General features: G+C 70.9%; 28 protein-coding genes and 3 tRNA genes. 6 read left to right on the top strand and 25 right to left on the bottom strand.

Annotated elements, in window-relative coordinates; all coding sequences use genetic code 11:
* The first annotated feature begins 232 nt into the window (after positions 1-232).
* On the top strand, positions 233-1,171 hold the full coding sequence (locus AC1DWJ_RS09770) for a hypothetical protein (protein WP_477620687.1): 939 nt from the start codon (positions 233-235) through the stop codon (positions 1,169-1,171).
* 148 nt (positions 1,172-1,319) lie between these two features.
* Here AC1DWJ_RS09770 and rplL read toward each other — a convergent pair whose 3' ends face one another.
* The 9 genes from rplL to AC1DWJ_RS09725 form a co-directional block, all read right to left on the bottom strand.
* A complete protein-coding gene (gene rplL / locus AC1DWJ_RS09765) occupies positions 1,320-1,706 on the bottom strand; it encodes a 50S ribosomal protein L7/L12 (RefSeq protein WP_056924017.1) in 387 nt (128 codons plus the stop codon).
* A gap of 72 nt (positions 1,707-1,778) precedes the next feature.
* Entirely contained in the window at positions 1,779-2,453 is a 675-nt protein-coding gene (gene rplJ / locus AC1DWJ_RS09760) for a 50S ribosomal protein L10 (protein WP_477620686.1), read from the bottom strand.
* A 283-nt stretch (positions 2,454-2,736) separates the two neighbouring features.
* Positions 2,737-3,498: a hypothetical protein gene (locus AC1DWJ_RS09755; protein ID WP_477620685.1), complete on the bottom strand. Its 762-nt coding sequence runs from the start codon at positions 3,496-3,498 to the stop codon at positions 2,737-2,739.
* 137 nt (positions 3,499-3,635) lie between these two features.
* The gene (gene rplA, locus AC1DWJ_RS09750) at positions 3,636-4,355 is read right to left on the bottom strand and encodes a 50S ribosomal protein L1 (protein WP_056924020.1); all 720 of its coding nucleotides are present in this window, start codon (positions 4,353-4,355) and stop codon (positions 3,636-3,638) included.
* Between the two features lie 199 nt (positions 4,356-4,554).
* A complete protein-coding gene (rplK, locus tag AC1DWJ_RS09745) occupies positions 4,555-4,989 on the bottom strand; it encodes a 50S ribosomal protein L11 (protein ID WP_056924021.1) in 435 nt (144 codons plus the stop codon).
* Between the two features lie 92 nt (positions 4,990-5,081).
* Positions 5,082-6,140, bottom strand: coding sequence for a transcription termination/antitermination protein NusG (gene nusG / locus AC1DWJ_RS09740; RefSeq protein ID WP_477620684.1), 1,059 nt, complete (start codon positions 6,138-6,140; stop codon positions 5,082-5,084).
* Between the two features lie 65 nt (positions 6,141-6,205).
* Positions 6,206-6,475 (bottom strand): preprotein translocase subunit SecE, encoded by a 270-nt coding sequence (gene secE / locus AC1DWJ_RS09735; protein WP_457253876.1) that lies wholly within the window; start codon positions 6,473-6,475, stop codon positions 6,206-6,208.
* Positions 6,476-6,535: 60 nt separating this feature from the next.
* Positions 6,536-6,608 (bottom strand) — tRNA-Trp (locus AC1DWJ_RS09730).
* A gap of 140 nt (positions 6,609-6,748) precedes the next feature.
* Positions 6,749-6,907 (bottom strand): LuxR C-terminal-related transcriptional regulator, encoded by a 159-nt coding sequence (locus AC1DWJ_RS09725; protein ID WP_477620683.1) that lies wholly within the window; start codon positions 6,905-6,907, stop codon positions 6,749-6,751.
* A 235-nt stretch (positions 6,908-7,142) separates the two neighbouring features.
* On the opposite strand from AC1DWJ_RS09725, the gene AC1DWJ_RS09720 reads away from it, so the two are divergent.
* The 5 genes from AC1DWJ_RS09720 to AC1DWJ_RS09700 all read left to right on the top strand — a co-directional run bounded on the left by AC1DWJ_RS09720 (position 7,143) and on the right by AC1DWJ_RS09700 (position 12,501).
* A complete protein-coding gene (locus AC1DWJ_RS09720; RefSeq protein ID WP_477620682.1) occupies positions 7,143-8,441 on the top strand; it encodes an aspartate aminotransferase type Ic in 1,299 nt (432 codons plus the stop codon).
* 63 nt (positions 8,442-8,504) lie between these two features.
* Positions 8,505-8,939 (top strand): adenosine deaminase, encoded by a 435-nt coding sequence (locus AC1DWJ_RS09715; protein WP_457253880.1) that lies wholly within the window; start codon positions 8,505-8,507, stop codon positions 8,937-8,939.
* A gap of 138 nt (positions 8,940-9,077) precedes the next feature.
* Entirely contained in the window at positions 9,078-10,412 is a 1,335-nt protein-coding gene (locus AC1DWJ_RS09710; RefSeq protein WP_477620681.1) for an MFS transporter, read from the top strand.
* Positions 10,409-11,413: a TolB family protein gene (locus tag AC1DWJ_RS09705; protein WP_457253882.1), complete on the top strand. Its 1,005-nt coding sequence runs from the start codon at positions 10,409-10,411 to the stop codon at positions 11,411-11,413. The genes AC1DWJ_RS09710 and AC1DWJ_RS09705 overlap by 4 nt, the downstream gene beginning before the upstream one ends.
* Before the next feature lie 50 nt (positions 11,414-11,463).
* Positions 11,464-12,501, top strand: a complete 1,038-nt coding sequence (locus AC1DWJ_RS09700) for an adenosine deaminase (RefSeq protein WP_457253883.1) — start codon at positions 11,464-11,466, stop codon at positions 12,499-12,501.
* Positions 12,502-12,624: 123 nt separating this feature from the next.
* On the opposite strand, the gene AC1DWJ_RS09695 is transcribed toward AC1DWJ_RS09700, so the two are convergent.
* The 16 genes from AC1DWJ_RS09695 to AC1DWJ_RS09620 form a co-directional block, all read right to left on the bottom strand.
* Positions 12,625-13,701 carry a UDP-N-acetylmuramate dehydrogenase gene (locus tag AC1DWJ_RS09695; RefSeq protein WP_477620680.1) on the bottom strand — a complete coding sequence of 359 codons (1,077 nt, stop codon included), beginning with the start codon at positions 13,699-13,701 and terminating at the stop codon, positions 12,625-12,627.
* A gap of 11 nt (positions 13,702-13,712) precedes the next feature.
* A complete protein-coding gene (locus tag AC1DWJ_RS09690; RefSeq protein WP_477620679.1) occupies positions 13,713-14,135 on the bottom strand; it encodes a MaoC family dehydratase in 423 nt (140 codons plus the stop codon).
* A gap of 2 nt (positions 14,136-14,137) precedes the next feature.
* Positions 14,138-14,584 (bottom strand): FAS1-like dehydratase domain-containing protein, encoded by a 447-nt coding sequence (locus tag AC1DWJ_RS09685; protein WP_457253888.1) that lies wholly within the window; start codon positions 14,582-14,584, stop codon positions 14,138-14,140.
* Positions 14,585-14,698: 114 nt separating this feature from the next.
* Positions 14,699-14,869 (bottom strand): 50S ribosomal protein L33, encoded by a 171-nt coding sequence (gene rpmG / locus AC1DWJ_RS09680; RefSeq protein WP_056882210.1) that lies wholly within the window; start codon positions 14,867-14,869, stop codon positions 14,699-14,701.
* 149 nt (positions 14,870-15,018) lie between these two features.
* Positions 15,019-15,092: transfer RNA gene (locus AC1DWJ_RS09675), tRNA-Met, on the bottom strand.
* 32 nt (positions 15,093-15,124) lie between these two features.
* Positions 15,125-15,197 (bottom strand) — tRNA-Thr (locus AC1DWJ_RS09670).
* Positions 15,198-15,414: 217 nt separating this feature from the next.
* Entirely contained in the window at positions 15,415-16,605 is a 1,191-nt protein-coding gene (locus AC1DWJ_RS09665; RefSeq protein ID WP_477620678.1) for an acyl-CoA dehydrogenase family protein, read from the bottom strand.
* Positions 16,606-16,641: 36 nt separating this feature from the next.
* Positions 16,642-17,091, bottom strand: coding sequence for a type II 3-dehydroquinate dehydratase (gene aroQ / locus AC1DWJ_RS09660; protein WP_457253890.1), 450 nt, complete (start codon positions 17,089-17,091; stop codon positions 16,642-16,644).
* Between the two features lie 273 nt (positions 17,092-17,364).
* Positions 17,365-18,135, bottom strand: a complete 771-nt coding sequence (locus tag AC1DWJ_RS09655) for an SRPBCC family protein (RefSeq protein WP_477620677.1) — start codon at positions 18,133-18,135, stop codon at positions 17,365-17,367.
* Between the two features lie 4 nt (positions 18,136-18,139).
* Complete coding sequence (locus AC1DWJ_RS09650) at positions 18,140-18,994, bottom strand: FAD binding domain-containing protein (protein ID WP_477620676.1); 855 nt, start codon at positions 18,992-18,994, stop codon at positions 18,140-18,142.
* Entirely contained in the window at positions 18,991-21,492 is a 2,502-nt protein-coding gene (locus AC1DWJ_RS09645; protein WP_477620675.1) for a xanthine dehydrogenase family protein molybdopterin-binding subunit, read from the bottom strand. The genes AC1DWJ_RS09650 and AC1DWJ_RS09645 overlap by 4 nt, the downstream gene beginning before the upstream one ends.
* Positions 21,489-21,977 (bottom strand): (2Fe-2S)-binding protein, encoded by a 489-nt coding sequence (locus tag AC1DWJ_RS09640; protein ID WP_477620674.1) that lies wholly within the window; start codon positions 21,975-21,977, stop codon positions 21,489-21,491. The genes AC1DWJ_RS09645 and AC1DWJ_RS09640 overlap by 4 nt, the downstream gene beginning before the upstream one ends.
* A 126-nt stretch (positions 21,978-22,103) precedes the next feature.
* A complete protein-coding gene (locus AC1DWJ_RS09635) occupies positions 22,104-23,300 on the bottom strand; it encodes an XdhC family protein (RefSeq protein ID WP_477620673.1) in 1,197 nt (398 codons plus the stop codon).
* Positions 23,293-24,420 carry a vWA domain-containing protein gene (locus AC1DWJ_RS09630; protein ID WP_477620672.1) on the bottom strand — a complete coding sequence of 376 codons (1,128 nt, stop codon included), beginning with the start codon at positions 24,418-24,420 and terminating at the stop codon, positions 23,293-23,295. Before AC1DWJ_RS09630 ends, AC1DWJ_RS09635 begins: the two co-directional genes overlap by 8 nt.
* The gene (locus tag AC1DWJ_RS09625) at positions 24,417-25,307 is read right to left on the bottom strand and encodes an AAA family ATPase (protein ID WP_477620671.1); all 891 of its coding nucleotides are present in this window, start codon (positions 25,305-25,307) and stop codon (positions 24,417-24,419) included. The genes AC1DWJ_RS09630 and AC1DWJ_RS09625 overlap by 4 nt, the downstream gene beginning before the upstream one ends.
* A 78-nt stretch (positions 25,308-25,385) precedes the next feature.
* Positions 25,386-25,955, bottom strand: coding sequence for a nucleotidyltransferase family protein (locus AC1DWJ_RS09620; protein ID WP_477620670.1), 570 nt, complete (start codon positions 25,953-25,955; stop codon positions 25,386-25,388).
* Positions 25,956-26,011: the final 56 nt, after the last annotated feature.

The raw sequence follows: 26,011 nt of genomic DNA, 5'->3' as shown, positions 1-26,011 counted from the left end.
TCACCTCATCGTGAAGTCCACGCCCGTCACTGCTGACAGGCCCCGGTTCGCTTGGCTCAACGAGGGAGGTGGCACGAAGTTACGGTCCGGTATGCCGCGGGCTACCCTCCGAGCGACCCCCGGGATGCCAGCCGCGCGGCATACCCCGCTCTTGGCATCCCACCCGTGCCGCGCCCGGACGTTGTCCACAGGGCCACGGCGGGACAGGGGGGCACTGCGCCAGAGTGAGCCCATGGGAGGGACCCGTCGACGCCGCCTGACCCGGGAAGATCGGGCGATCGCGGCTGCCGAGTTCGCTGGGCACCAAGGCGGGGTGGTGAGCCGGGCCCAGCTCCGCTCCCGGTCCGTGACTCGGGCTGACGTGCGGTCGGAGGTCGGTGCCGGGCGCTGGCACGACGCAGGACGGCACACGGTGGTGGTCGGTGCCGGTCCGTTGACTGCCGAGGCGCAGAGGTGGCGGGCCGTCTGGGAGTCAGGGGCTGGGGCTGCCCTCGACGGGGTGGCGGCACTCGTCGCGGCCGGTCTCACCGGTTTCGTCAGCGAACGCATCGACGTGAGCCTGCCCCACGCCAACCGTCACCACCGCGTCGACGGGGTGTGGGTGACGCGGCGCCGCACGATGCCGCGGACGGTGTCGGCAGGGGTCCCCCGCGTCCACCCCGCCACGGCCGTGCTGCACGCCGCCGACTGGGCAACCAGCGATCGGCAGGCAGCACTGCTCCTGTGCCTGGTGGTCCAGCAGCGGTTGGTGCGACCGGCCGACCTCATGGGCGCGTGGAGTCAGGTGGCTCGCTGTCGACGACGGGCCCTCGTGGGAGCCGTCGTCGCAGACCTCTGCGATGGGGTGCACTCGCTGGGTGAGCTCGACTTCGCGAGACTGTGCCGAGGTCGCGGCCTGCCGAACCCCACCCGTCAAGTGGTGCGAACGACGCCCCAGGGCCGGGTCTACCTCGATGTCGCGTGGGAGGACATCAGCCTGGTCGTCGAGATCGACGGTGGCCATCACGCCGCTGCTCTGAACCCGATCGATGACGCGCTCCGCCAGAACGACTTGGTCCTGTCCGGTGAACGGGTCCTTCGCATCCCCGTCATCGGGTTGCGGGCGTCCCCCGACCGCTTCATGGATCAGGTCGCACGGGCTCACGTCGAACTCGCACGGAAGGCAGCCTGAACTGGGCCCGGGATGCCAGCCGCGCGGCATACCCCGCTCTTGGCATCCCACCGATCGCACCGGTGACGCCGGGAACGCGGAAGCGGGCCCGACCGTGTGGTCGGACCCGCTTCGCAGCAGTGCTGGTGCTCCCCGAGGGGAGCTCAGATCACTTGAGGGTGACGGTGGCCCCGGCGCCCTCGAGGGCCTCCTTGGCCTTGTCGGCCGCAGCCTTGTCAACCTTCTCGAGGACGGGCTTGGGGGCGCCGTCGACGAGGTCCTTGGCCTCCTTGAGGCCGAGGGAGGTCAGCGCGCGGACCTCCTTGATGACCTGGATCTTCTTGTCACCAGCGGACTCGAGGACGACGTCGAACTCGTCCTGTTCCTCGACCTCGGCGGCGCCGCCGCCAGCCGGGGCGCCGGCCGCAGCAACGGCCACGGGGGCAGCAGCGGTGACGTTGAAGGTGTCCTCGAACTGCTTCACGAACTCAGAGAGCTCGATGAGGGTCATTTCCTTGAAAGCCTCAAGGAGCTCGTCGGTGGAGAGCTTCGCCATGATGGGCGTCCTTTCTATTTCTTCGTATGCCGTGAGTGGCGGTTTGGTGTGCGAGCTGTGGTCCCGGAGGACTCAGCTCTCGTCGCCACCCTCGGCGACGTCTGCGGTTGCCTCGGCCACGGGGGCCTCGGCGGGGGTCTCCTCGGTAACGTCAACTGCCGGAGCTGCCCCGGTGTTGTCGTCCGCAACCTCGGCCTCGGCGGCGGGAGCGGCGGCAGCAGCCACCGGGCCCTCGGCCTCGACCTTGGCACGCAGTGCGTCGACGACCCGAGCGGTCTGCGACAGCGGTGCGGCGAAGAGGTAGACAGCCTGGCTGAGCGACGCCTGAAGGGCACCGGCCAGCTTGGCCAGGAGAACCTCGCGGGACTCGAGGTCCGCGAGCTTCGTGATCTCCGCGGGAGTCAGGGCCTTGCCGTCGAGGACGCCGCCCTTGATCACGAGGAGGGGGTTCGCCTTGGCGAAGTCACGCAGGCCCTTTGCGGCCTCGACCGGGTCACCATCGACGAACGCGATGGCGGACGGTCCGACGAGCTGGCCGTCGAACGCCGTGACTCCGGCGTCCTTGGCAGCAAGCTCGGTGAGCGTGTTCTTCACGACGGCGAAGGTGGCGTTTCCGCGCAGCGAGTTGCGGAGATCGGTGATCTGCTTCACCGACAGCCCGCGGTACTCGGTCAGCACGGCCGCGCCGGAGTTGCGGAACTTGTCCGACAGCTCGGCGATGGCGGCAGCCTTGTCAGCCTTGGCCATGGGGCCTCCCTTCCGTGTGTTCGACCGGCCGGAGGTGAAGGCCCCACATGGAAGAAGCCCCGTGCACAGGGCACGGGGCTCGCACGCGGACAGGCTCTGGGAGCCGGTACTGCGGGTGATTCGTGGCCTGCGCTGGACGTCCACCAGGGTGGAACCTTCGGTCACGTGCTGCCTATTGCGGTGGCGCGTGACAACCGAGCGGTCTTTGGTCAGGGTCCAGCGTACGGGTCGGTGGCCTCCCCTCCAAATCGGGCGGAGCGGCCCCCGGACACGGCTCGGTCGCTCAGGGGCTGGGCAGCTCGAAGGCGCCGACCTGGTCAGCGGGCGGCGCGCTGATGGACACCGGCTTGCCCCAGCCGCCGAAGGTGATCGTCAGGCTCTGACCCTGGACGTCGACGGTCATCAGGGTCGGGCGGTTCTGCGCGTCGAGGGTGTAGCGCGCCTTGACCGGCTCCGCGGCCGGCCCTCCGGAGCCCGCCGCTCCCCCGAGGAGCGCCTTGGGGTCGATCGTCACGTCGTAGGTGCTGGAGTCGGCGGTGGAGCTCACCACCGTCGCCTTCGAGCCCTCGAGGGCCTTGGCGAGCTGGCGCGGGTCACCCATGTCTCCGGCCATCCCCGCGAACATCTGGCTCACCGGGTCGTCGGCTTTGGGGTCGATCTTGACCCACGGCTTCTTCGACCCCGGGAGGCCCTTCATGTAGATGACCCCGCCGGTGGAGACGATCTGCATCGTCTGCCCCTCGATCGGCATGGTCATCTGCTGCTCCATGACCCCGCCCTTCATCGAGAAGGAGCCGCTGGCCTTGCCCTCGGTGCCGAGGTCCAGCGAGAGGGTGCCCGACCCGGCCTTGACCATCGCGTCGGTCATCTTGGTGGCGAGCTCGCCGCCGTCGACGGTGGCGCCCGGCGCGAGGCCAGCGGCAGCGGAGCTGGACGAGCTCGAGGACGTGGTCGCGGTGCCGGACTCACCACCGGCGTCGCCACAGGCACTGAGCCCGAGCGCGGCGGTCAGTGCCAGCGCGGCGAGCGACTTGGTCTTGGTCACGAGCTCTCCCCCATCGGTGGTGGGCGGCCAGAACGGTGCCGCCTCTCTCGATCGTAACCGCGGTCCCTGGGGAGACGTCGAGAGCCCGCCTCCCCAGGGGGTGGCGGGCTCTCGCGTGGTGCGCTGCGGTGCGGGACTCAGGCGGTGGCCTCGTCCTCGACCAGCAGGTTGCGGGTGCGGGTGTAGTCCAGCGGGATGCCGGGGCCCATCGACGTCGACAGGGTGGCCTTCTCGATGTAGCGGCCCTTGGAGGAGGACGGCTTCAGGCGAAGGATCTCGTCGAGTGCGGTGGCGTAGTTCTCGACGAGCGACTTCTCGTCGAAGGACGCCTTGCCGATGATGAAGTGGAGGTTCGCGTGCTTGTCGACGCGGAACTCGATCTTGCCGCCCTTGATGTCGGTCACGGCCTTGGCCGTGTCCATGGTGACCGTGCCGGTCTTCGGGTTGGGCATGAGACCACGCGGCCCCAGGACCTTGCCGAGCCGACCGACCTTGCCCATCATGTCCGGCGTCGCGACGACGGCGTCGAAGTCGAGCCAGCCGCCGGCCACCTTCTCGAGCAGCTCGTCGGAACCGACGTGGTCGGCGCCGGCCTCACGGGCGGCCTCGGCCTTGTCGCCGTTGGCGAACACCAGAACGCGGGACACCTTGCCCGTGCCGTGCGGGAGGTTGACGGTGCCACGGACCATCTGGTCGGCCTTGCGGGGGTCGACGCCGAGTCGCATGGCGACCTCGACGGTCTCGTCGTACTTGGCCTTCGCCGACGCCTTCGCGAGGCGGACGGCCTCGAGGGGGGCGTAGCTCTTGGTCACGTCGATCTTGTCCGCGGCCTCGCGGTAAGCCTTGCTGCGCTTCATGTCTGCTCCTGTGCTGGGTGTTTCGGTGGAGTTGTGGTCGATACGGACCAGCGCGGTCCTGCCACGTGCCCCGGTATGCCGCGTGGGCGGCATACCGGGCGGTTCCAGCAACCTTTGTTAGCAAAGGTTGCTGGTCGGTGGACAGGTTGCAGCCTGTCCACCATCACCTAACCCTTGCTAGCAAAGGTTAGGGAAATCGTCAGAGGGTGGTGTCGATGCCCATCGAGCGGGCGGTGCCGGCGATGATCTTCATCGCCTGGTCGATGTCGTTGGCGTTCAGGTCTTCCATCTTCTGCTCGGCGATGGCGCGGACCTGGTCGGCCGACAGCTTGGCGACCTTGGTCTTGTGCGGCTCACCGGAGCCCTTGGGCACCCCGGCGGCCTTCTTGATCAGCTCGGCGGCCGGCGGCGTCTTGGTGATGAAGGTGAAGGACCGGTCTTCGTAGACCGTGATCTCCACGGGGATGACGTTGCCGCGCTGGGACTCCGTCGCAGCGTTGTACGCCTTGACGAACTCCATGATGTTGACGCCGTGCTGACCGAGGGCGGGGCCCACGGGCGGGGCGGGCGTGGCCGCACCGGCCTGGATCTGCAGCTTGATGAAGCCGGAGATCTTCTTGCTCTTGGGAGGCATTGCTGTGTTCCTTTGGTTGAGGTGGGCCTACGCCGTGGGCGATGACCCGGTTGCATGCTCCCGGGATGCCGGGAACAGGTGCTGCCGCGCGCTCAGATCTTGGCGACCTGGTTGAACGACAGCTCGACCGGGGTCTCCCGGCCGAAGATGGAGACGAGCACCTTGAGCTTCTGGGTGTCGGGGTTGATCTCGGAGATCGTGGCGGGAAGGGTCTCGAAGGGCCCTTCCATGACGGTGACGGACTCGCCCACCTCGAAGTCGACGACCGCGACCTCCTTGGGCTTGCCCGAGGTGCCGCCCGCGGCACCGGCCGTGGCCGGGCTCTCGAGGTCGGCGGGGGCCAGCATCGTGAAGACCTCGTCGAGGCTCAGCGGCACCGGCTGGTGGGCGTTGCCGACGAAGCCGGTGACCCCCGGCGTGTGGCGCACGGCGCCCCACGACTCGTCGGTGAGGTCCATGCGGACGAGCACGTATCCGGGCATCCGGACGCGGCGCACGAGCTTCTTCTGGCCGTTCTTGATCTCGGTGACCTCTTCCATCGGCACCTCGGCCTCGAAGATGAAGTCCTCCATGTTGAGCGAGGTCGTGCGGTTCTCGAGGTTGGCCTTCACGCGGTTCTCGTAGCCGGCGTAGGAGTGCACGACGTACCAGTCGCCGTACTTCGCGGCCAGGGCGTCCTTGAACTCCTGGACCGGGTCGCCCGGAGCGGCGTCGACGTCGTCGGCAGGGTCGGCGTCCTCGTCGTCGGAGTCGACCACGGCGGTCTCGTCGTCGGAGAAGGTCAGCGTCGACACCTGCGGCTGGTGGACCTGCTCGTCGTCGAGGTCGTCGCTGTCGTCACGCTCGACCTCGTCGACGATGGCCTCCTCCGCGGCGGCCTCGTCGGCGTCTGCGTCGGTGTCATCTGCGTCGGTGTCCGCCGCGGCGTCATCGGTGTCGGTGTCATCGGCGTCGTCGGAGTCGGCGCTGTCGGCGACGACGTCATCGATCGGGTCGGCGTCGTCGGAGACGGCCTCGACGTCAGTCTCGGTGTCGGTGTCCGTCTCGGTGTCGGCCTGGGTGTCGCTGGTCTCGAGCTCGGCGGCAGCACCGTCGACCGTGACCTCTTCGGTCCCGGGCTCGGCGTTGTCGGTGGTCCTCTGGTCGGACACGCTGATGACCTACTTCCTTCTGGTATTCGCCGGGTGACCCCGGGATGACTGCGGCAGGGCGGCGGTCAGCCGCCGAAGACCCACAGGACGAGCTTGGTGAAGCCGAAGTCCACGGTCGAGACGAGCGCCATCACGAAGGTCACGAACACGATCACGACGATCGTGTAGTTGACCAGCTCGGAGCGAGTCGGCCGCACGACCTTGCGCAGCTCGTCGAGGATCTGGCTGACGAAGAGGGACATCGAGCGGAACAACCGCGAGATGGGGTTGCCGCCCTTGTCACTCTTGCGGCCGGTGCGACCAGAGCCGCGGGTGTCCGCGCTCACGTCCGTCACGATGCCTCTGCTTTCACTCATCTGTGCCGCGACCGGGTCCGGTCACAGGTCCTGCATGCGCAGGGCAGGAGGGACTCGAACCCCCAACCGCCGGTTTTGGAGACCGGAGCTCTACCAATTGAGCCACTGCCCTACGGAACTCACCGCGGGGGCGGAGGGTTCCGGGAGGCTGAGCCGACCTGCGCCCGGGCACGCCGAAAGCATGGTCAAGTCAACCGAGGAAGAAGCATACGTGAGGCGATGGGCCGAACGCGAACTCGCCGATGGTGTCGGCTAGACGAGTCCGAGCTCCGAGGCTCGACGCACCACCTCGCGCCGCGTCCCGAGGCCGAGCTTGGTGAGGACGGCGGACACGTGGTGGTCGGCCGTGCGCGGCGAGATGTACAGCTTCTGGGCCAGCTCGGCGTTGGTCAGGCCCAGGAAGAGCTTCATGGGATTTCCTTCTTCTGGTGGTGGTGCGACGACCGTTGTCGCCGCCCTCCAAGAGTCCGGTCGAGCGGGGGGCCCGGGCATCGGTAGGCACTGCCCATCTGTCTGCCCCCGCACCTGCCCACGGAGCTGCCCACGGAGCTGCTCACGCACCCGCCCACGCGGACCGCTCCCGCTTGGTGACCGGGCTGCGGACGGTGACTTCGCGGCATACCGGGGCTCTGGGAGCATGGAGCCCGTGACCGAGCAGACCGCCACCGCCACCACCCCCCTCGCCGAACGCTCCGCGCAGGAGCTCGACGCCTTCGCCCAGGAGCAGCAGGAGGCGTATGCCGCGCTGAAGGCGCGCGGGCTGTCGCTCGACCTCACGCGGGGCAAGCCCGCTGCGGCCCAGCTCGACCTGTCCGATGACCTGCTTTCACTGCCGAAGGGCGTCAAGGACGCGGCCGGCGTCGACACCCGCAACTACGGGGGTCTCGAGGGCATCAAGGAGCTGCGCGAGATGTTCGCCGAGCTGCTCTGGGTCGAGCCCGACCAGGTCGTGGCGGGCGGCAACTCCAGCCTCGTGATGATGCGCGAGGTGCTGGTCGACCTCTGGCTGCACGGCGGGGTCGACAGCGAGCGCCCGTGGGGCCAGGAGGCGAAGGTCACCTTCATCTGCCCGGTGCCCGGCTATGACCGCCACTTCACCCTGCTCGACTGGTTCGGCATCGAGATGGTGACCGTGCCGATGCACGACGACGGCCCCGACATGGACGAGGTCGAGCGGCTGGCCGCGAGCGACCCGAGCATCAAGGGCATGTGGCTCGTGCCGACCTACGCCAACCCGACCGGGTCGGTGGTGACGCAGGAGATCGCCGCGCGGCTGGCCTCGATGCCGACCGCTGCGCCCGACTTCAAGATCTTCTGGGACAACGCCTACGCGTTCCACCACCTCACCGAGGACGAGGCCAAGAGCGCCGACATCCTCACCCTCGCCGCGGCGTCGGGACACCCGCACCGGCCGATCCTGTTCGCATCGACGTCGAAGATCACCCTCGCCGGCGCCGGCGTCGCGTTCCTGGCCGGGTCCCTCGAGACGGTCACGTGGTACACCGGCCACCTCGGCAAGGGCGCCATCGGTCCCGACAAGGTCAACCAGCTGCGCCACTCGCAGTTCTTCGGCTCCCCGCAGGGCGTGCGTGACCACATGGTCAAGCACCGCGAGATCATCGCGCCGAAGTTCGCCGAGGTCGAGCGGGTCCTCAGCGAGCGGCTCGGCGGCCTCGGGGTCGCCACCTGGACGAAGCCGACCGGCGGCTACTTCGTGAGCCTCGACGTCCTCGACGGCACGGCGTCCCGCGTGGTCCAGCTGGCCAAGGAGGCCGGCATCGCCCTCACCCCCGCGGGCGCCTCCTTCCCCCACGGCAACGACCCGCGGGACCGCAACATCCGGCTCGCGCCCACCTTCCCGCCGCTCGACCAGGTCAGCGAGGCGATGGAGGCCGTGGCCACGTGCGTCCTGCTGGCGGCGGCCGAAACGCTGCGGGCCGGCTGACCCCAGCGGGGTATGCCGGGTGCCCACCTTGCGCGCGCATCGCGGGTCACGCAGGGTGGAGCCATGAGCGAGCAACCCGGCACGGAGAGCTTCGAGGACGACCTCGGCAGCATCAGCATCGACGACGCGACCGACTCGGGCAGCGGGCAGGACGACCTGCTCGACGCCAGCGAGGGTGACAACGAGCCCTGGTCGCCGCCGGACCTCCAGCCCCGCAACACCGAGTGGGGCACCACCGCCTGGGAGCAGGGCCAGGAGGAGACGATCGAGCAGCGCATCCGGCAGGAGGAGCCCGACCCCGACTCTGCGTACGGAGCGCCGGACGACGAGGGCGGGCTGGACTCCGGTGACGCGGACGGCGACGGCTTCGAGTCGGCCGCATCCGACGACGACGAGCCGGACTCCTCGACCGAGATCGTCGACGACGGTGAGGTCGGCGGTGCCGAGGCAGGGGCGGGCAGCCCCGAGTCGGCGGCGATGCACGTCGTCGAGGACTGACGCAGCGGGCCGGCGCCGAGCGCTGGCGCGCGGCGGCGCCGACCGGCGCTGATCTGCGTGAACGGCCGCCCGCGGCACGGCGCGCTTCGTAGACTGGCCCCACCGCGCACGGACCCGCGCGGGCACCAGGGGGCGCTCGTGTACCTCGCCGACCGGCACCGCCCGGCTCCGACCGGTGCGCCAGCCACCCACGGGGCCAGGGGGGCCCGGTCACCGGTCGCGCGGACGGTCATCCTGCTCGGGCTGGTCAGCCTCGCCACCGACATCTCGTCCGAGTCGGCGGCGGCCGTGCTGCCGCTCTACCTCACTGCCGGCCTCGGCCTGTCGCCACTCGCGTACGGGCTGGTCGACGGGCTGTACTCGGCGGCCTCCGTGGTCGTGCGCTACCTCGGCGGCTGGCTGGCCGACCGGCTGGACCGGCCCAAGCGGGTGGCCCTGACCGGCTACACCGTGTCGGCCCTCGCCCGCACCGTGCTGCTGTGGACGCCGGGGGCCGCGGTGGTCGCAGGGGTCCTCGGTGTCGACCGCCTCGGCAAGGGGCTGCGCACCGCCCCTCGCGACGTCCTCATCGCGGCCTCCAGCGATCCCGGGTCGCTCGGCCGCTCGTTCGGCGTGCACCGTGCGCTGGACACCACGGGGGCCATGCTCGGGCCGCTGCTGGCCTTCCTCGCCCTGTGGGCGGTGCCCGAGGACTACCGGCTGGTCTTCGCGATCTCCTTGGCGGCTGCGGCGATCGGGGTCGCCCTCCTCGCCCTGCTCGTCCCCGACCTGCGACCGGCCCGGGCGGACCAGGCGGCCAGGGCGGCCAGGACGGACCGGACGGACCGGGCGGAGGCCGAAGCCAGCGCCGCCGATCCCGCGACGACGCCCGTCGACGTGGCCCACCCCACCGTGCGGATGCTGGCCGAGCCCGGGTTCGCCCGACTCGTGGGTGCCGCCGGCCTGCTCGGGCTGTTGACCCTCAGCGACGCCTTCATCTACCTGGTGCTGCAGGACCGCAACGACCTCGCCGCGCTGTGGTTCCCGCTGCTGTTCGTCGGCACCAACCTCGCCTACCTCGCGCTCGCCATCCCGTTCGGCCGGGTCGCGGACCGCGTCGGACGGGCGCGCGTGATGGTCCTGGGCCACCTCTTCCTCGTCGGCGCCTACGTCTGCGCCTCGGGGCCGGTCGGCTCCCTGGTGGTCGGCGCGGGGTGCCTGCTCCTGCTCGGCGCCTTCTACGCCTCCACCGACGGCGTCCTGGCCGCGGCCGCAGCCTCGGTGGTCCGAGCGGAGGTGCGCGGCAGCGCGATCGCCACGGCCCAGTCGGCCGTGGCCCTCACCCGGCTCGCGGCGGCGGTGGTCTTCGGCTGGACGTGGACCCTCGTGGGTCCGGGGCGCGCGGCCCTGCTGATGGCGGCCCTGCTGGCTCTCGTCATCCCGGTGGCGTGGCTGCTCCTGCGATCCGCTCCCGTGCACAGAGCCCCTCGATGAGCCAGCGCTCCCGGGTCGTGGCCTTCGCCGTGGTCGTGGTCCTGTGCGTCGCGGCGGTGGTGACGTATGCCGTGCTGAGCCGCAGGGCGCCGGCGTCCCCGCGCACGTCCACGAGCGTCCCCAGCGCTTCGCTCGCGCAGGTCGAGGCAGTCCCGCACCTCGTCTACCGCTCGACTGCCCTGGGGCCCGACTTCGGCAAGGTGGCGATGTCCACGCTGGCAGACCCCGACGGTCCTCGCGCCGTCACCGCCGACGCCTGCGAGCGCGTCGACCAGCGCGCAGGGACGACACTCTGCCTGCGGTCGCGCGCGGGCGTGGCGCTGGGCAGCTCGGTCACGGCCTGGGACCGCACCGGTCACGTCACCTACCGACGCAGCCTGCCCGGCATACCCAGTCGCGCCCGACTCTCCCCCGACGGCAGGCTGGCTGCGACGACGGCCTTCGTGACCGGCGACTCCTACCTCAGCGCCGGCTTCGCCACCCGCACGTACGTGCACGACCTGGCCGCGGGCACCGCGGTCCACCTGGAGGACTTCGCACTCACCCACGAAGGTCGGCGGATCACGCCGGTCGACCGCAACTACTGGGGGGTGACCTTCCTCGACGACGACACCTTCTACCTCACCGTCGCGTTCGACGGACGGCCGTGGCTGGCCAGGGGCAGCGTGTCGAAGCGGTCGGTCACCACGGTGCGCTCCGGCGCCGAGTGCCCGGCGCTGTCACCGGACGGGCGACGGGTGGCCTACAAGAAGCTGCAGGCGTCGTCGCGGGGGTGGCGGATCGCCGTGCTCGACCTGGCCACGGGGAGTGAGCGGCTGCTGGCAGAGTCCCGCAGCGTCGACGACCAGGTGCAGTGGCTCGACGACTCCACCGTCCTCTACGGGCTCCCCCTGACCGGCGAACGCGGTGGTGAGACCGACCTCTGGGCAGTCCCCGCCGACGGGACGGGCGCACCCCGGCTCCTCGTGCCGCAGGCCTGGTCCGCCTCGGTCGTCCGCTGAACCGCGGGTCCCGAACCGGTCCGACGGGAGCGGATGCAAGACTGCCTCGCATGCCGCGCCCGGTGACCGACCTGCCCAAGGCGCACCTGCACCTGCACTTCACCGGCTCGATGCGCGTGGAGACCGTGCGAGAGCTCGCCGAGAAGCACCACCTGCACCTCCCCGACGCCCTCACCACCGGGTACCCGCCGCAACTGAGCGCGCGCGACGAGCGCGGGTGGTTCCGCTTCCAGCGGCTGTATGACGCGGCCCGCGCCTGTGTGCGCGACGAGTCCGACCTGCGGCGCATCGTCCGCGAGGCGGCGCTGGACGACGGGAGCGAAGGGTCCCGGTGGCTGGAGATCCAGGTGGACCCGACCTCGTACGCGCCATTCGTCGGTGGCATCACCCCGGCCCTCGAGATCGTCCTCGACGAGGCCGCCGCGGCGTCGCGGGAAGGGTCGACCCAGGTCGCCGTGGTCGTGGCGGCGAGCCGGATCCGGCACCCCCTCGACGCCCGCACCCTCGCCCGGCTGGCGGCGCACCATGCCGGCGAAGGGGCGGGGTCGGTCGTGGGGTTCGGCCTCAGCAACGACGAGCGCCGCGGTCAGACCGCCGACTTCGCGCCCGCCTTCGCGATCGCCAGACGGGCCGGTCTGGCGCTGGTGCCCCACGCCGGCGAGCTGCTCGGGCCCACGGCGGTCGAGTCCACGCTCGAGGCGATCCGTCCCGACCGCATCGGCCATGGCGTGCGCAGCGTGGAGGACCCCCGCGTCCTCGAGCTCGTCGCCGAGTCGGGAGTCGCCCTCGAGGTGTGCCCCCGGAGCAACGTCGCGCTCGGGGTCTACGGCAGCAACGCCGAGGTGCCGCTGCGCGCGATCGTCGAGCACGGCATACCGGTGGCACTGGGCGCCGACGACCCGCTGCTGTTCGGGTCACGGCTGGCCGACCAGTACCAGCTGGCCCGCGACGCCCTCGGCTTCACCGACGAGGAGCTGGCCACCCTGGCGCGCGGATCGGTGACCGCATCACGGGCACCCGCCGACCTGAAGGACGCCGCCCTGGCCGGTGTCGACGCCTGGCTGGCAGCCCCGCCCGACCTGACCTGACGCCGGAGCGGACCCATGCAAAAGGCGAGTTAGCGCCGGTGGCAGGGACGAAAGGCGGCGCTACCTCGCCTTTTGCATGAGGTAGCGACGGCGGTGGTCGGAGTTCGTGACCGACTCTGAGCCTCAGAGCTCGTGTCCCACGAAGACCGGCTCGTTGACCAGGGTGACGCCGAACGCGTCGTGCACCCCGGCCTGCAGGTGGCGGGCCAGCTCCGCGACGTCGGCCGCCGTGGCGTCACCGCGGTTGGTGATCGCCAGGGTGTGCTTCGTCGAAAGGGCCGCGCCACTGCCGGGGAGGGCGAAGCCCTTCTCGAACCCCGCCTTGTCGATCAGCCACGCGGCACTCGTCTTGACGTTGCCGTCAGCATCGGTGAACCGCGGCGGCGTCGACCCCTCGGCCCCCAGTCGAGCGGCCGCCCGCGACTCCAGCGCCGCGAACCGTGGGACGGACAGGATCGGGTTGGTGAAGAACGAGCCGCACGACCACGTGTCGTGGTCGGCCTCGTCGAGCACCATGCCGCGGTTGCGCCGCTGTCGCAGGACCGCCTCGCGGGCGTCGGCCAGCGGCACCCGCTCGCCCACCTCGACGCCGAGCTGACGGGCCAGGTCGGCGTAGCCCACCGGCTGGCTCAGCTCGCTGGGGATGAGCTGGAAGAGCACGTCCAGCACCACGTGGCGCGAGGACGCCTTGAAGACCGAGTGGCGGTAGGTGAAGGCGCAGTCGAGCGAGCTGATCGTGCGCACCTGCTGCTGGGCGCGGTCCCAGACCCGGACGGACGCGATGGTCTGCGCCACCTCCTGGCCGTAGGCCCCGACGTTCTGCACCGGGGTCGCACCGGTCGAGCCAGGGATGCCCGACAAGGCCTCCACCCCGGACCAGCCCTCCACGACGGCCTGCGCCACGAGCTCGTCCCAGACGACGCCGGCAGCCACCCGGACCATCACGCCACCGCACAGGTCGGCCGACTCGACGGTGACCCCGTCGGTGGCCATCCGCACCACGCTGCCCGCGAACCCGGCATCGGCGATGACCAGGTTGGAGCCGCCCCCGAGGACCAGCAGCGGCTCGTCGGCGTCGTCGACCTCGCGCACGGCGTCGACCACGTCGTCGATCGTCTCGGCCGTGACCAGCCGCGCGGCGGGTCCGCCGACGCGCATCGTCGTGAGGGACGCCAGGGAGACGTCGTGCTCGTCGTGCATCGGCGGCCCGGTCAGTCGAGCTGGACGACGGCGATGCAGCGCCCGAGCACCTTGGCACCCTCGCTGGTGGCGGTCAGCTCGACGGTGGCCCGACGGGTGTCCTCGTCGACGCCCTTCACCACTCCGGAGACCTCGACCTCGCCGCCGCTGCGCGGGACGACGACGGGCTTGGTGAAGCGGGTGCCGAACTCGACCACCCGGCCTCCGTCACCGGCCCACTCCTCGACGACCGAACCGGCCGCGCCCAGGGTCCACATGCCGTGGGCGATGACGTCGGGCAGGCCGACGGACTTCGCGAAGTCCTCGTCCTGGTGGATCGGGTTCTGGTCACCCGAGGCGTTCGCGTAGGCGACCAGGGTCTCGCGGGCCACGGCCAGCGTGACCGGTCCGATGGTGTCGCCCACGGTGGTCTGGGCCAGGGTGCGTGCAGCCACGCTCACTCCCCTCCTCGGATGACAATGGTCGAGGTCGAGGTGCACAGCGCCTCGCCCTGCTCGGTGGTGAGCTCGGTGCGGGTGGTCACCATCGCGTGGCCGCCCGCCTCCCGCACCGTGTCGACCGTGAGGGTGCCCAGCACGGAGTCGCCGGCGGTGATCGGCCGGTGGTGGACGAACCGCTGCTCGCCGTGGACCACCCGGCTGTAGTCGATGCCGGCCTCAGGGTCCTGGACGAACACGGCGTCGCACTGCTGCGCGATCGTCACGGCGAACGTCGGTGGCGCGATCACGTCGCGGTAGCCGGCCGCCTGCGCGGCCTCGCTCGAGGTGTGCACGGGGTCCTGCGAACCCACCGCGGAGGCGAACGCCGCGAGCATCGCCGCGTCCACGGCATACGGGCCACTGGGCGGGTAGCTGCGCCCTGCGAAATCTGCGTTGACGGCCATGCTCCCCACCCTATGGGGCACTGGTCCGAGCATGACAAAGGCGGCGTGACAAAGCCGCCCCATGACAAAACCGCCCTGGACCGAGGTCCGGGGCGGCTGTCGAAACGCGTCAGGTCAGCGGGTCTCGCGGTGGACCGTGTGCTTGCCGTCGCGGGGGCAGAACTTCTTCATCTCCAGGCGGTCGGGGTTGTTCCGACGGTTCTTCTTGGTGATGTAGTTGCGCTCCTTGCAATCCACGCACGCCAAGGTGATCTTGGGGCGGACGTCTGCGCTCTTGCTAGCCACGGGGCAACCTGCTCTCGGAACTGACTGGTGGTCTGCTGTCTTGTCTCAACACTGTCTTGAATCGACAGCTGTGATGGTGGGCGCACCGACGAAGGCGCGACGACGCATCAGAATACGCGAGTCCAGGGTGAATCCTGAAATCGCGGCTGTAGCGGGAGCGGGGCTCGATCCCGCGACCTCACGATTATGAGTCGTGCGCTCTAACCAGCTGAGCTACCCCGCCATGGGGCGTGCGCCTCACGGCGCCCTTCCCAGAGCCCCCTGTCGGAATCGAACCGACGACCTTTTCCTTACCATGGAAACGCTCTACCGACTGAGCTAAGGGGGCGGGCACGAACCTCGCGGGCCGGACCCGCGCGGAAGTGCGACGGTGAGACTACACGCTCAGATGCCTCCACCGAAAATCGAGGGTATGCCGCGCGGCCGGGCCCGCCAGGACCCGCACCTTTATCGGGTTTAGGGACTTCGTTGCGCTCCACCCGAGAACCCTTCTCGGGTGGAGCGCAACCTTCCTGCTAGACCCGATAAAGGTGGGATGGGAGGCCCTAGCGGAAGGCCTGCTGACCCGTCATCGCCTGCCCGATCACGAGGGTGTGCATCTCGACGGTGCCCTCGTAGGTGAGCACCGACTCGAGGTTGTTCATGTGCCGGATGATCGGGTACTCGAGGCTGATTCCGTTGGCCCCCAAGATGGTTCGGGACATCCGGCAGATGTCGATCGCCTCGCGGATGTTGTTGAGCTTGCCCAGGCTGACCTGCTCCGGCCGCAGTGTGCCGGCATCCTTGCGGCGGCCCAGGTGCAGCGCCAGGAGCTGGCCCTTGACGAGCTCCAGCGCCATGTCGGCGAGCTTCTGCTGGGTCAGCTGGAAGCCCGCGAGCGGGCGGCCGAACTGCTCGCGCTCGATGGAGTAGCGACGGGCGGTGTCGAGGCTTGACCTGGCCGCCCCCAGAGCGCCCCACACGATGCCGTAGCGGGCCTCGGACAGACACGACAGGGGTCCCTTGAGACCGCGGACCTCGGGGAACACCGCGTCGCCCGGCAACCGCACGCCGTCGAGCACCAGCTCACTGGTGACGGAGGCCCGCAACGACAGCTTGTGCTTGATCTCGGGGGCCGAGAAACCGGGGCTGTCGGTGGGGACCACGAAGCCACGGATCCCGCCGTGCTCCTCCCCCGCGTTCGCCCAGACGACGGCGACGTCGGCGATCGAGCCGTTGGTGATCCACATCTTCGCGCCGTCGAGCACCCAGTCGTCACCGTCGCGGCGGGCCCTCGTGCGCATCGACGCAGGGTCGGAGCCGTGGTCGGGCTCGGTCAGGCCGAAGCAGCCGATCGCCTCACCGGTCGCCATCGAGGGCAACCAGCGTTCGCGGTGTTCCTCGGTGCCCCAGCGGTGGATCGCGAACATCGCCAGCGACCCCTGCACCGACACCAGGCTCCGCACGCCGGAGTCGGTGGCCTCGAGCTCGAGGCAGGCCAGCCCGTAGTCGACGGCGCTCATCCCGGCACAGCCGTAGCCCTCGAGGTGCATCCCGAGCAGCCCGAGGGCGCCCAGCTCCTTGGTCAGCCCCCGGACGTCGTCGATCTCACCGCGCTCGAACCAGTCGGCGACGAACGGCTCCACGCGCTTGTCGAGGAAGGCGCGGACGGTGCCGCGGATCGCCTTCTCCTCGTCGGAGAGCAGGTCGTCGATTCCGGCGAGGTCCATCGGGTCGAGCGGCGACGGCGGGGTCATGCCCGCAGTCTTGCAGGGCGCGGTCGTGCCGGCGGCCTAGTGCCGGTGGTCGACCAGCTCGGAGATCCGGGCGATCGCGTAGGCGTAGCCGCTGGGGCCGCAGCCGGTGATGACGCCGTTGGACACGGCGGACAGGTAGGAGTGGTGACGGAACTCCTCGCGCTGGTGCACGTTGCTGAGGTGCACCTCGAACACGGGGAAGCTCACCGCCGCGAGCGCGTCGCGCAGCGCGATCGAGGTGTGCGTGTAGGCGCCGGCGTTGATGACCAGGCCCACGGCTGACGTGCGGACCTCGTGGATGGCGTCGATGAGGGCGCCCTCGTGGTTGCTCTGGCGGAAGTCGATCTCCAGCCCCGCGAGGCCGGCCGCCTTGCGGCACAGGGCCTCGATCTCGGCGAGGGTGTCGGACCCGTAGATCTCCGGCTCGCGCTCGCCGAGCAGGTTGAGGTTCGGTCCGTTGAGGACGACGACGGTCTGCGGGCTCATCGTGGCGTGCTCCTGTGCTGGCAGGGTGCCGCGTGGCCTTGCGGCGTGGGGGTGACGCTTGGGGTGGCGCTGGAGTGGAGCTGGTGGCTGGGGTCACCCTTCCACGCACCCGACCACTTTCAGGGTAGGTCACCGCAGGTCCACATGTCCGGATGACCCCGTCCTCACCCGTTTGGGCGGGTCGGCGGCCATTGGCTGTGGCCCGCCGACGCGCGACGGCCCGCGCCGTCCGGAGGCGGCGCGGGCAGTCGCGGTGGGTATGCCGTGGGGGAGCTAGCCGCTCATCGCCCGCCAGATGACGATGACGGCGACCACGACCACGACGCCGATGACGAGCTGCTTGCCGTAGGACCTGAGCAGGATCGGGAGCACGGTGGAACCCAGGTCGAGCGCGTCGTCCTGCTCCTTCGCCGGGGCCGACCGCGGGGACGGGGCCACCGGAGCCAGCGTGACCGGGGCCGGGACCTCGGCCGCCGGGGTCGGCACCTCGGCCGCCGGGGTCGGCACCTCGGCCGCCGGGGTCGGTACCTCGGCCGTCGAGGCGGTGGCCGCGGCCGGCTCGGCTGCGCCGGCTGCGGGCTCGGCCCCCGCTGGGTTGGCGTCGCCGATCTTGCCCTCGATGCAGGCGATGAACTGGCCGAGCAGCTTGTCGGACACGTCCTGCATGACGCCCCGCCCGAACTGCGCCGGCTTGCCGGTCACGGCCAGGTCGGTCTGCACGTCGGCGCGGGTCGACCCGTCGCCCGCGTCGGTGAGCTGGATCGTCACGGTGGCGCCCGCCGTGCCGTTGCCCCGCTTGTCCTTGCCCTTGGCCTCGATCACCGCCCGGTGGGCGGCGTCGTCACGCTCGACGAAGGCGCCCGTGCCGGAGTACATCAGCGCGATGGGGCCGAGCTTGACCTTCACCGTGCCCGCGAAACCCTCGTCCGTCACCTCGGTGACGGTGGCCCCGGGGAAGCATCCCCCGACCAGGGGCAGGTCCATGAAGGTCGCCCAGGTCTGGTCGACCGTGGCGGGCACGGTGAAGGTGTGGCTCAGCTCCACGGGCTCACGCTCCTGCCGCGGCCAGCACGGCCCGTCGGGCCAGGACCGTGGCGAGGTGCTTGCGGTAGTCGCTGTCGCCGTTGAGGTCAGACGGCGGGTTGGTCCCGTCCGCGGCCGCGGCGCAGGCGTCGCGCACCGCCTCGTCGGTGGCGGCGCGGCCCACGAGCGCCTGCTCCACGGCGGTGGCCCGCAGTGGGGTGGAGCCCATGTTGGTCAGCCCGACCCTGGCCTCGGCGATCGTGCCGCCGTCGACCCGGACCGTCGCCGCGACGGCGACGATCGACCACTGGTGGGAGACCCGCACGAACTTCTCGTAGCGGTGGCCCCAGCCGGTGTGCTTCGGGATGCGGATGGCGGTGAGCAGCTCGCCCTCCCCCACCGCCGTCTCGAACAGGTCCTGGAAGAAGTCGGTCGCCGCGACAGTGCGCTCGCCACCACTTCCGGTGATGACGAACTCGGTGTCGAGGGCGAGGGCCGGCGCACCCACGTCGCCGGCCGGGTCGGCGTGCACCAGCGCGCCACCGACCGTCCCACGGTGCCTGATCTGCGGATCGGCCACCTCGGTGATCGCGTCGGTGAGCAGCCCCGCGTGCTGGCGGACGAGGTCGCTGGCCAGCACATCGGCATACGTGGTCATCGCACCGATGACGATGTGGTCGCCGTCCTCGGACACGCCCTTGAGCTCCTCGATCCGGCCGAGGTCGATGACCTTCTCCGGCGCGTTGAGCCGCATCCTCAGGATGGGCAGCAGGCTCTGGCCGCCGGCCAGCACCTTGGCGTCGTCGCCCGCCTCGGCCAGCGCCGCGAGGGCGTCGGCGACCGAGGTGGGGGCGACGTAGTCGAACGATGCGGGGATCACTGGCCTGCTCCGTCCGTCGAGGCGTTCGGCTGTTCCGGGTGGTGGTCGGGCGCGTCCTGGTTGGGCGCCCCGGCGTCGAAGTGCGGCTGGGCCTCACCGGTGGTGGCGTCGGCCTGGTTCGCGCCCGCGGACTGGATGGCCTTCCAGACGCGTTCGGGGGTGCACGGCATCTGGATGTCGTTGACGCCCAACGGCCGCAGGGCGTCCACCACTGCGTTGACGACGGCCGGCGTGGAGGCGATCGCACCCGCCTCGCCGACTCCCTTGGTCCCCAGGGTGTTGCTCGTCGACGGGGACGTGGTGTTCTCCGTCACGAGGCTGATCGTGTCGGCGGCGGTCGGCAGCGTGTAGTCGACGAACGAGCCGGTCACCAAGGTGCCCTGATCGTCGAAGACGGCCTCCTCCCACAGGGCCTGCGCGATGCCCTGGACGACGCCGCCGTGCACCTGACCCTCGACGATGAGCGGGTTGATGATCTGGCCGACGTCGTCGACGCAGACGTACTTTCGCATCGTCAGCTGGCCGGTCTCGGTGTCGACCTCCATGGCACACAGGTGCGTCCCGTGGGGGAAGGAGAAGTTGTCGGGGTCGAAGGTCGCCTCGGCGTCGATGCCCGGCTCGAACCCGTCCGGGAGGTTGTGCGAGGTGAACTGCGCCGTGGCGATCTCGGTGATGCCGATCCCGTTGTCGGTGCCCCGCACGCTGAACCGGCCCTGCGCGAACTCCACGTCGTCGATGCTCGCCTCCAGGAGGTGCGCAGCGACCACCTTGGCCTTCTCGACCACCTTGTCGGCAGCCCGCACGACGGCTTCGCCGCCGACGACCAGCGAGCGCGACCCGTAGGTGTCGAGGCCACGGGGCGAGATCTGCGTGTCGCCGTGGAGCACCTCGATGTCCTCGAACGGGACACCCAGCCGGTCGGCCGCGATCTGGCTCCAGGCCGTCTCATGGCCCTGGCCGTGGGGTGAGGTGCCGGTGATCACCTCGACCTTGCCGGTGGGCAGCATCCGGATCGAGGCGTGCTCCCACCCGCCGGCGCCGTAGTTGAGGCTGCCCAGGACGCGCGAGGGAGCCAGGCCGCACATCTCCGTGAACGTGGAGACCCCGATGCCCAGCTGGACGGGGTCCTTGCCGGCGCGGCGCTCCTGCTGCTCGCGCCGCAGCCCCTCGTAGTCGAACAGCTCCTTGGCGCGCGCCGTGGCGGCCTCGTAGTTCCCCGAGTCGTAGGTCATGCCCGCGACCGAGGTGAACGGGAACTCCTCGTGCTTGATCCAGTTCTTCTCGCGGATCTCCAGCGGGTCGACCCCCACCTCGACCGCGAGCTCGTCCATCAGCCGCTCGACGGCGTAGGTCGCCTCCGGTCGACCGGCGCCACGGTAGGCGTCCACCCACGTGGTGTTGGTCAGGACGGTCTGGACCGTGAACCGGTACGCGCGGAACTTGTAGATGGCGTTGAACATCCAGGCCCCGAGGACGGGCACGCCTCCGCCGACGAGGCCGACGTAGGCGCCCAGGTTGGCGATGAGGTCGACCTTGAGGGCGGTGACGGTGCCGTCCTTCGTCGCGGCCAGGGTCAGCGTCTGGTACTGGTCTCGCCCGTGGTGCCCGGAGACGAGCGACTCCGAGCGGGTCTCGGTGTACTTCACCGGCTTGCCGATGTGCCGCGCGGCGGCCAGGGTCGCGAACTCCTCAGCGGTGGTCTGCAGCTTGCCGCCGAAGCCACCACCCACGTCGGGGGCGATGACCCTGACCTTGGACTCGGGCAGGCCGGTGGTTGCGGCGATGAGGAACCGCAGGATGTGGGGGACCTGGGTGGATGTCCACACCGTGATCTGCTCACCCGTGGGGTCGACGACCGTCGAGCGCGGCTCCATGAAGGCCGGGATGAGGCGTTGCTGGCGGTACTCGCGCTCGATGACGATGCCGTCCACCCGAGCCTTGGCGATCTCCTCGTCGACATCGCCACCGCTGCCCTGCTCCCCGGAGTCGAGCCGCCACAGGGCCGACGTGTTGGTGCCCAGGTCGGGATGAGCCAGGACGGCGTCCGTGACGGCCTCCTTGGCATCCAGCACGGCGGGCAGCTGGTCGTAGTCGACGTCCACGAGCTCGGCGGCGTCGCGCGCCTGCGCCGCGGTCCGAGCCACCACGAGGGCGACGATCTCCCCGGCGCAGGCGACGTGGTCGACGGCGACGGGCAGGTGGGCGGGCGCCTTCTGGTCGGTGGTGATCGGCCAGGCGTTGGCGACTGCCCCTTGGGTGTCCTTGATGTCGGCACCCGTCAGGACGGCGACCACCCCAGGCGCCTGCTTCGCCGCCGCGGTGTCGATGCCGGTGATCCTGGCGTGCGCGAACGGGCTGCGGACCATGGCCAGGTGCTGCATCCCCGTGAGCTGGAGGTTGTCGGTCCACTTGGTGCGGCCGGTGATGAGGCGCTGGTCCTCCTTGCGCTTGCGCGGCGCGCCGACCTCGGTCCTCGGGCGGTCCTCGACGGCGGTCATGACCCGGCTCCTTCCGAGGCGCCCGCGCCCGCACCGGCCGCCTGCTGCACGGCCTTGACGATGTTGTGGTAGCCGGTGCAGCGACAGAGGTTGCCCTCGAGCCCGACCCGGATCTCGTCCTCGGTGGGGCTCGGGTTCTCGTTGAGGACGTCGATGGCCTGCATGATCATGCCCGGCGTGCAGTAGCCGCACTGGAGGGCATGGCAGTCGTGGAAGGCCTGCTGCATCGGGTGCAGCTCGCCGCCTTGGGCCAGGCCCTCGATCGTGGTCACGTCGTGGCCGTCCGCCTGGACCGCGAGCACGTTGCAGGACTTCACGCTGCGACCGTCGAGGTGCACCGTGCACGCACCACAGTTGCTCGTGTCGCACCCGACGACCGTGCCTGTCTTGCCCAGCTGCTCCCTCAGGTAGTGGACCAGGAGCGTTCTCGGCTCCACCTCGTCGGAGTAGTCGACGCCGTCGACCGTGACGCTGATGCGGGTCATTCGATCACCTCTCTATGACACAGTGCTGGCTGACTACAGGCTGGCTGGACAGGCTGGCTGGACAGACTGGCTGGGCAGACCCGGCCCAATTCGGATACTTCTCCGTCCTCGGGGTGAGGACAACTGTCAATCCGGGTGGTTTCCGGTGGCCTCCTCGGGTCCGGACGTCGCGGCCACGAGGCCTGGCGCATGGTGGTGGATCGGGCCGTCGCGGTGACCGAGGCGCTCCCCGCGACCACCCCACTGGAGGGCGATGATCTCCGCCGCGATGCTCACGGCGGTCTCCTCCGGTGTGCGGGCGCCGAGGTCCAGCCCGACCGGGCTCGACAGGCGCGCCAGCTCTGCCTCGGTGAGGCCCGCCTCGCGCAGCCGCGCCATCCGGTCGTCGTGGGTGCGGCGCGAGCCCATCGCGCCGACATAGGCCACCTCGGGCAGCCGCAGCGCCACCTCCAGGACCGGCACGTCGAACTTGGGGTCGTGGGTCAGCACACAGATGACCGTCCGCGAGTCGATCCGGCCGGCGTCGCGCTCGGCCTCGAGGTAGCGGTGTGGCCACGTGACGACGACCTCGTCGGCGGAGGGGAAGCGGGAGCTGGTCGCGAAGACGGGTCGTGCGTCGCACACCGTCACGTGGAAGCCGAGGAAATGCCCCTGGTGGGCGACCGCAGCGGCGAAGTCGATGGCACCGAAGACGAGCATGCGCGGCTTGGGGGCGAACGACGAGACGAAGACCCGCATGCCCTCACCACGGCGCTCACCGTCCGGGCCGTAGGTCAAGGTCTCCGTCCGCCCCGAGGCGAGCATGCCGCGCGCATCGTCGGTGACGGCGTCGTCAGCCCGGGGCGAGCCGAGCGAGCCGGTCGACGCACCGGAGCTGCTGTCCTGCTCGGGTCGCACCACCAGCCGACGACCCAGCCAGGCCGGGTCGGGGTGCTCGATGACGGTGGCCAGGGCGACCGGCCGCCCTGCCTCGATGTCCTGGGCCACTTCCTCGAGCTCGGGGAAGGTCTGCCGGCTCACCGGCTCGACGAAGACGTCGAGGATGCCCCCACAGGTGAGGCCCACGGCATAGGCGTCGTCGTCACTGACGCCGTAGCGCTGCAGGACCGGCACACCGTCGGACACGACGGACTGGGCGAGCTCGTAGACGGCTCCCTCGACGCAACCGCCGCTGACCGAGCCGACCGCCTCTCCCCCGGGACCGACGAGCATCGCCGCGCCGGCCGGTCTGGGCGCTGAGCGCCACGTGCCCACGACGGTGCCAACGCCCACCGTGGCGCCGGCCCGCCACCAGCGGAGCAGCTCGGGGAGCACCTCACGCACGGCCGACCACCTCCACCAGCTCCTCGAAGGCGGCCATCGAGTGACCCGCCACGAAGTCGTCAACGTGCGGCAGGGCCGCCACGATCCCCTGCTGCACCGGCTGGTAGCCGGGCTTGCCACGGTGCGGGTTGACCCAGACGACCCGGTGCGCCAGTGCCTGCAGGCGACGCATCTGCTCACCGAGCGCCTCGGGCTCGTCGCGCTCCCACCCGTCACTGAAGAGCACCACCACGGCACCACGGGCCATCCCCCGCCGACCCCACCTGTCGAGGAAGGCGCGCACCCCCTCGGCGAGCCGGGTGCCGCCCGACCAGTCGGGGACGCTCGCACCGCAGGCGACCAGAGCGCGTTCGGGGTCGCGCTGCCGCAGGGGCCGGGTCACGTGGGTCAGCCGGGTGCCGAGGGTGAAGACCTCGACTGGCAGGCCGCTGGCCGCGTAGGTGTGGGCCAGGCGCAGGAGGGCGTCGGCGTAGGCGCTCATCGACCCGGAGACGTCGACCAGCAGGACGACCCGGCGGGCGCGGGTGCCCTTGCGGCGCCAGGCGATCGGGCCGGGCTCACCCATCCTGCGCAGCTGCTCCCGCAGGGTCTCCCGGGCGTCGACCGCTCCGCGGCGGGAGGGGGTCTGGCGGTGCGCCGGCCGGCGTGGGGCCCGTGGGCGCAGAGCCGCGAACATCGCCGCGAGCCGGGCCCGCTCGGCGCTGCTGAGCGACGCGACGTCGCGGTGCCGGAGCACCTCGGCCGCACTCGCCTGGGCGCGGACCACGTCCTCGGGGGACTCCCCCTCGCCGGACGACCCCTGCCCGAGGTCGAGCGGGGCCTGGGCGACCGTGTGGGTCGAGTCGCGGCGCCGGCGGGTGCCGGCGCGCTCGAGACCGAACCACGCGGCATACACCTGGTCGTAGCGCTCGAGATCGGCCGGCGACGCGCAGAGCGTGGCCCGGCCGGCCCAGTAGGCCGCGGACTGGTCGTGGGCGCCGACGGCCTCCACGGCCTCGAGGTAGGTGCGCTCGCGGTCGGCCGTGACATTGACGCCGGCGGCCCGCAGGGCCCGCGCGAACCCGAGGAGGATCTCGTCCGCCGCGTGCGCCGGCACTGCCTTCGTCGTCTCGGGGGTCATCGGGTCAGGATCCGGTCGAGGGCGGCCCTGACGCGCTCCGCGTCCTCGCGGTACTTCACGGCGACGCCCAGGCTCGCGGCCGCCGTGTCGAGGTCGAGGTCGGTGGCGCCGAGCTCGTCGAGGGCGCGGGCCCAGTCGAGCGTCTCGGCTACACCGGGTGGCTTGATGAGGTCGTGCTCGTTGCGCAGGCGTTGCACCGTCGAGACGACTTGGGCAGCAAGGGATTCGGAGACGTGCGGCGCCCTGGACCGGACGATCTGGAGCTCGCGTTCGAGGCTGGGGTGGTCGATCCAGTGGTAGAGGCACCGGCGCTTGAGCGCGTCGTGGAGCTCGCGGGTGCGGTTGGAGGTCAGCACCACGATCGGAGGCGTCGCCGCCGTGACCGTGCCCAGCTCGGGGATGGTCACCTGCCAGGTCGAGAGCACCTCGAGCAGGAACGCCTCGAACTCGTCGTCGGCGCGGTCGATCTCGTCGACGAGCAGGACGACCGGCGACTCGCGCAGCGCCCGCAGCACCGGACGGGCGAGCAGGAAGCGCTGGTCGAACAGCTGGTCCTCCACGTCCGCGAGGTCCCGGCCGTCGGACGCCACCGCCTCCACGGCGCGCAGGTGCAGGATCTGCCGAGGGAAGTCCCAGTCGTAGAGGGCCTGGGTCGCGTCGATGCCCTCGTAGCACTGGAGCCGGATGAGGGGCAGGTCGAGGGCCGCGGCGATGGCTTCGGCGAGCGCGGTCTTGCCGGTGCCGGGCTCCCCTTCGAGCAACAGGGGCCGCTCCAGCCGGAGCGCGAGCCAGGCAACCGTGGCGAGGGCGTCGTCGGCGAGGTAACCCGTGTCGGCAAGCCCCTGCGTCAGTGCCCCCGCGGACGAGAACGCCTCGCGTGGCTCCATGTCCACAGCATCACTCATCGGGACGACTAATTGAAGGGGCAAGATCTCGGTGCGGCGTCGAACGGTTGTCCGTTGCGCTCAGAGGCCCGCGGGGGTGTCGACGTCGCGTCCCGTGGCAAGGTCACCGCACTCGACCACAACATGGTCGTGGGTGGCGAGGTAGTCGCGAGCGCCCCTGTCCCCGGCGGCGACGTCGATGACGCCTTGCCAGTGTTCGCGGCCCATGACGACTGGGTGCCCCGGCACGCCTTGGTATGCCGCGCGCGCCAGCACCGCGGGTCCGGCACCCGCCGCCGTCACCCGCTCCACGACGGCCGCGTCGACGTCGGGCAGGTCGACGAGCAGGATGCACGCGACCTCTGCGTCGGTGGACTGGAGCGCGCCAACGCCGGCGCTCAGCGAGGCGCTCTGTCCCTGCGCCCAGTCCGGGGCCTCTACGACGAGGTCGGCTCCCGCCGCCCTCGCCAGCTCCTTGGCCCGCGACGACTCGGCGCCGACCACGACGATGACGGGCGAGCAGCCGCCGTCACGCAGCACCCGCACACCGCGCTCGACGAACGACCCACCGGCAGGGTCGTCGACCAGCGCCTTCGGGGTGCCCATGCGTCGGCCTCCCCCGGCGGCGAGGAGCAGCCCGGCTGGTTTCACCGGGACACCCTCCCACGCGCTGCCCGAGGCTGGGGATGAGGCGGGTCGGGGGACCG

Source organism: Pedococcus sp. P2_D7 (assembly GCF_056404295.1).
This window is presented reverse-complemented; position numbering and strand designations above follow the sequence as displayed.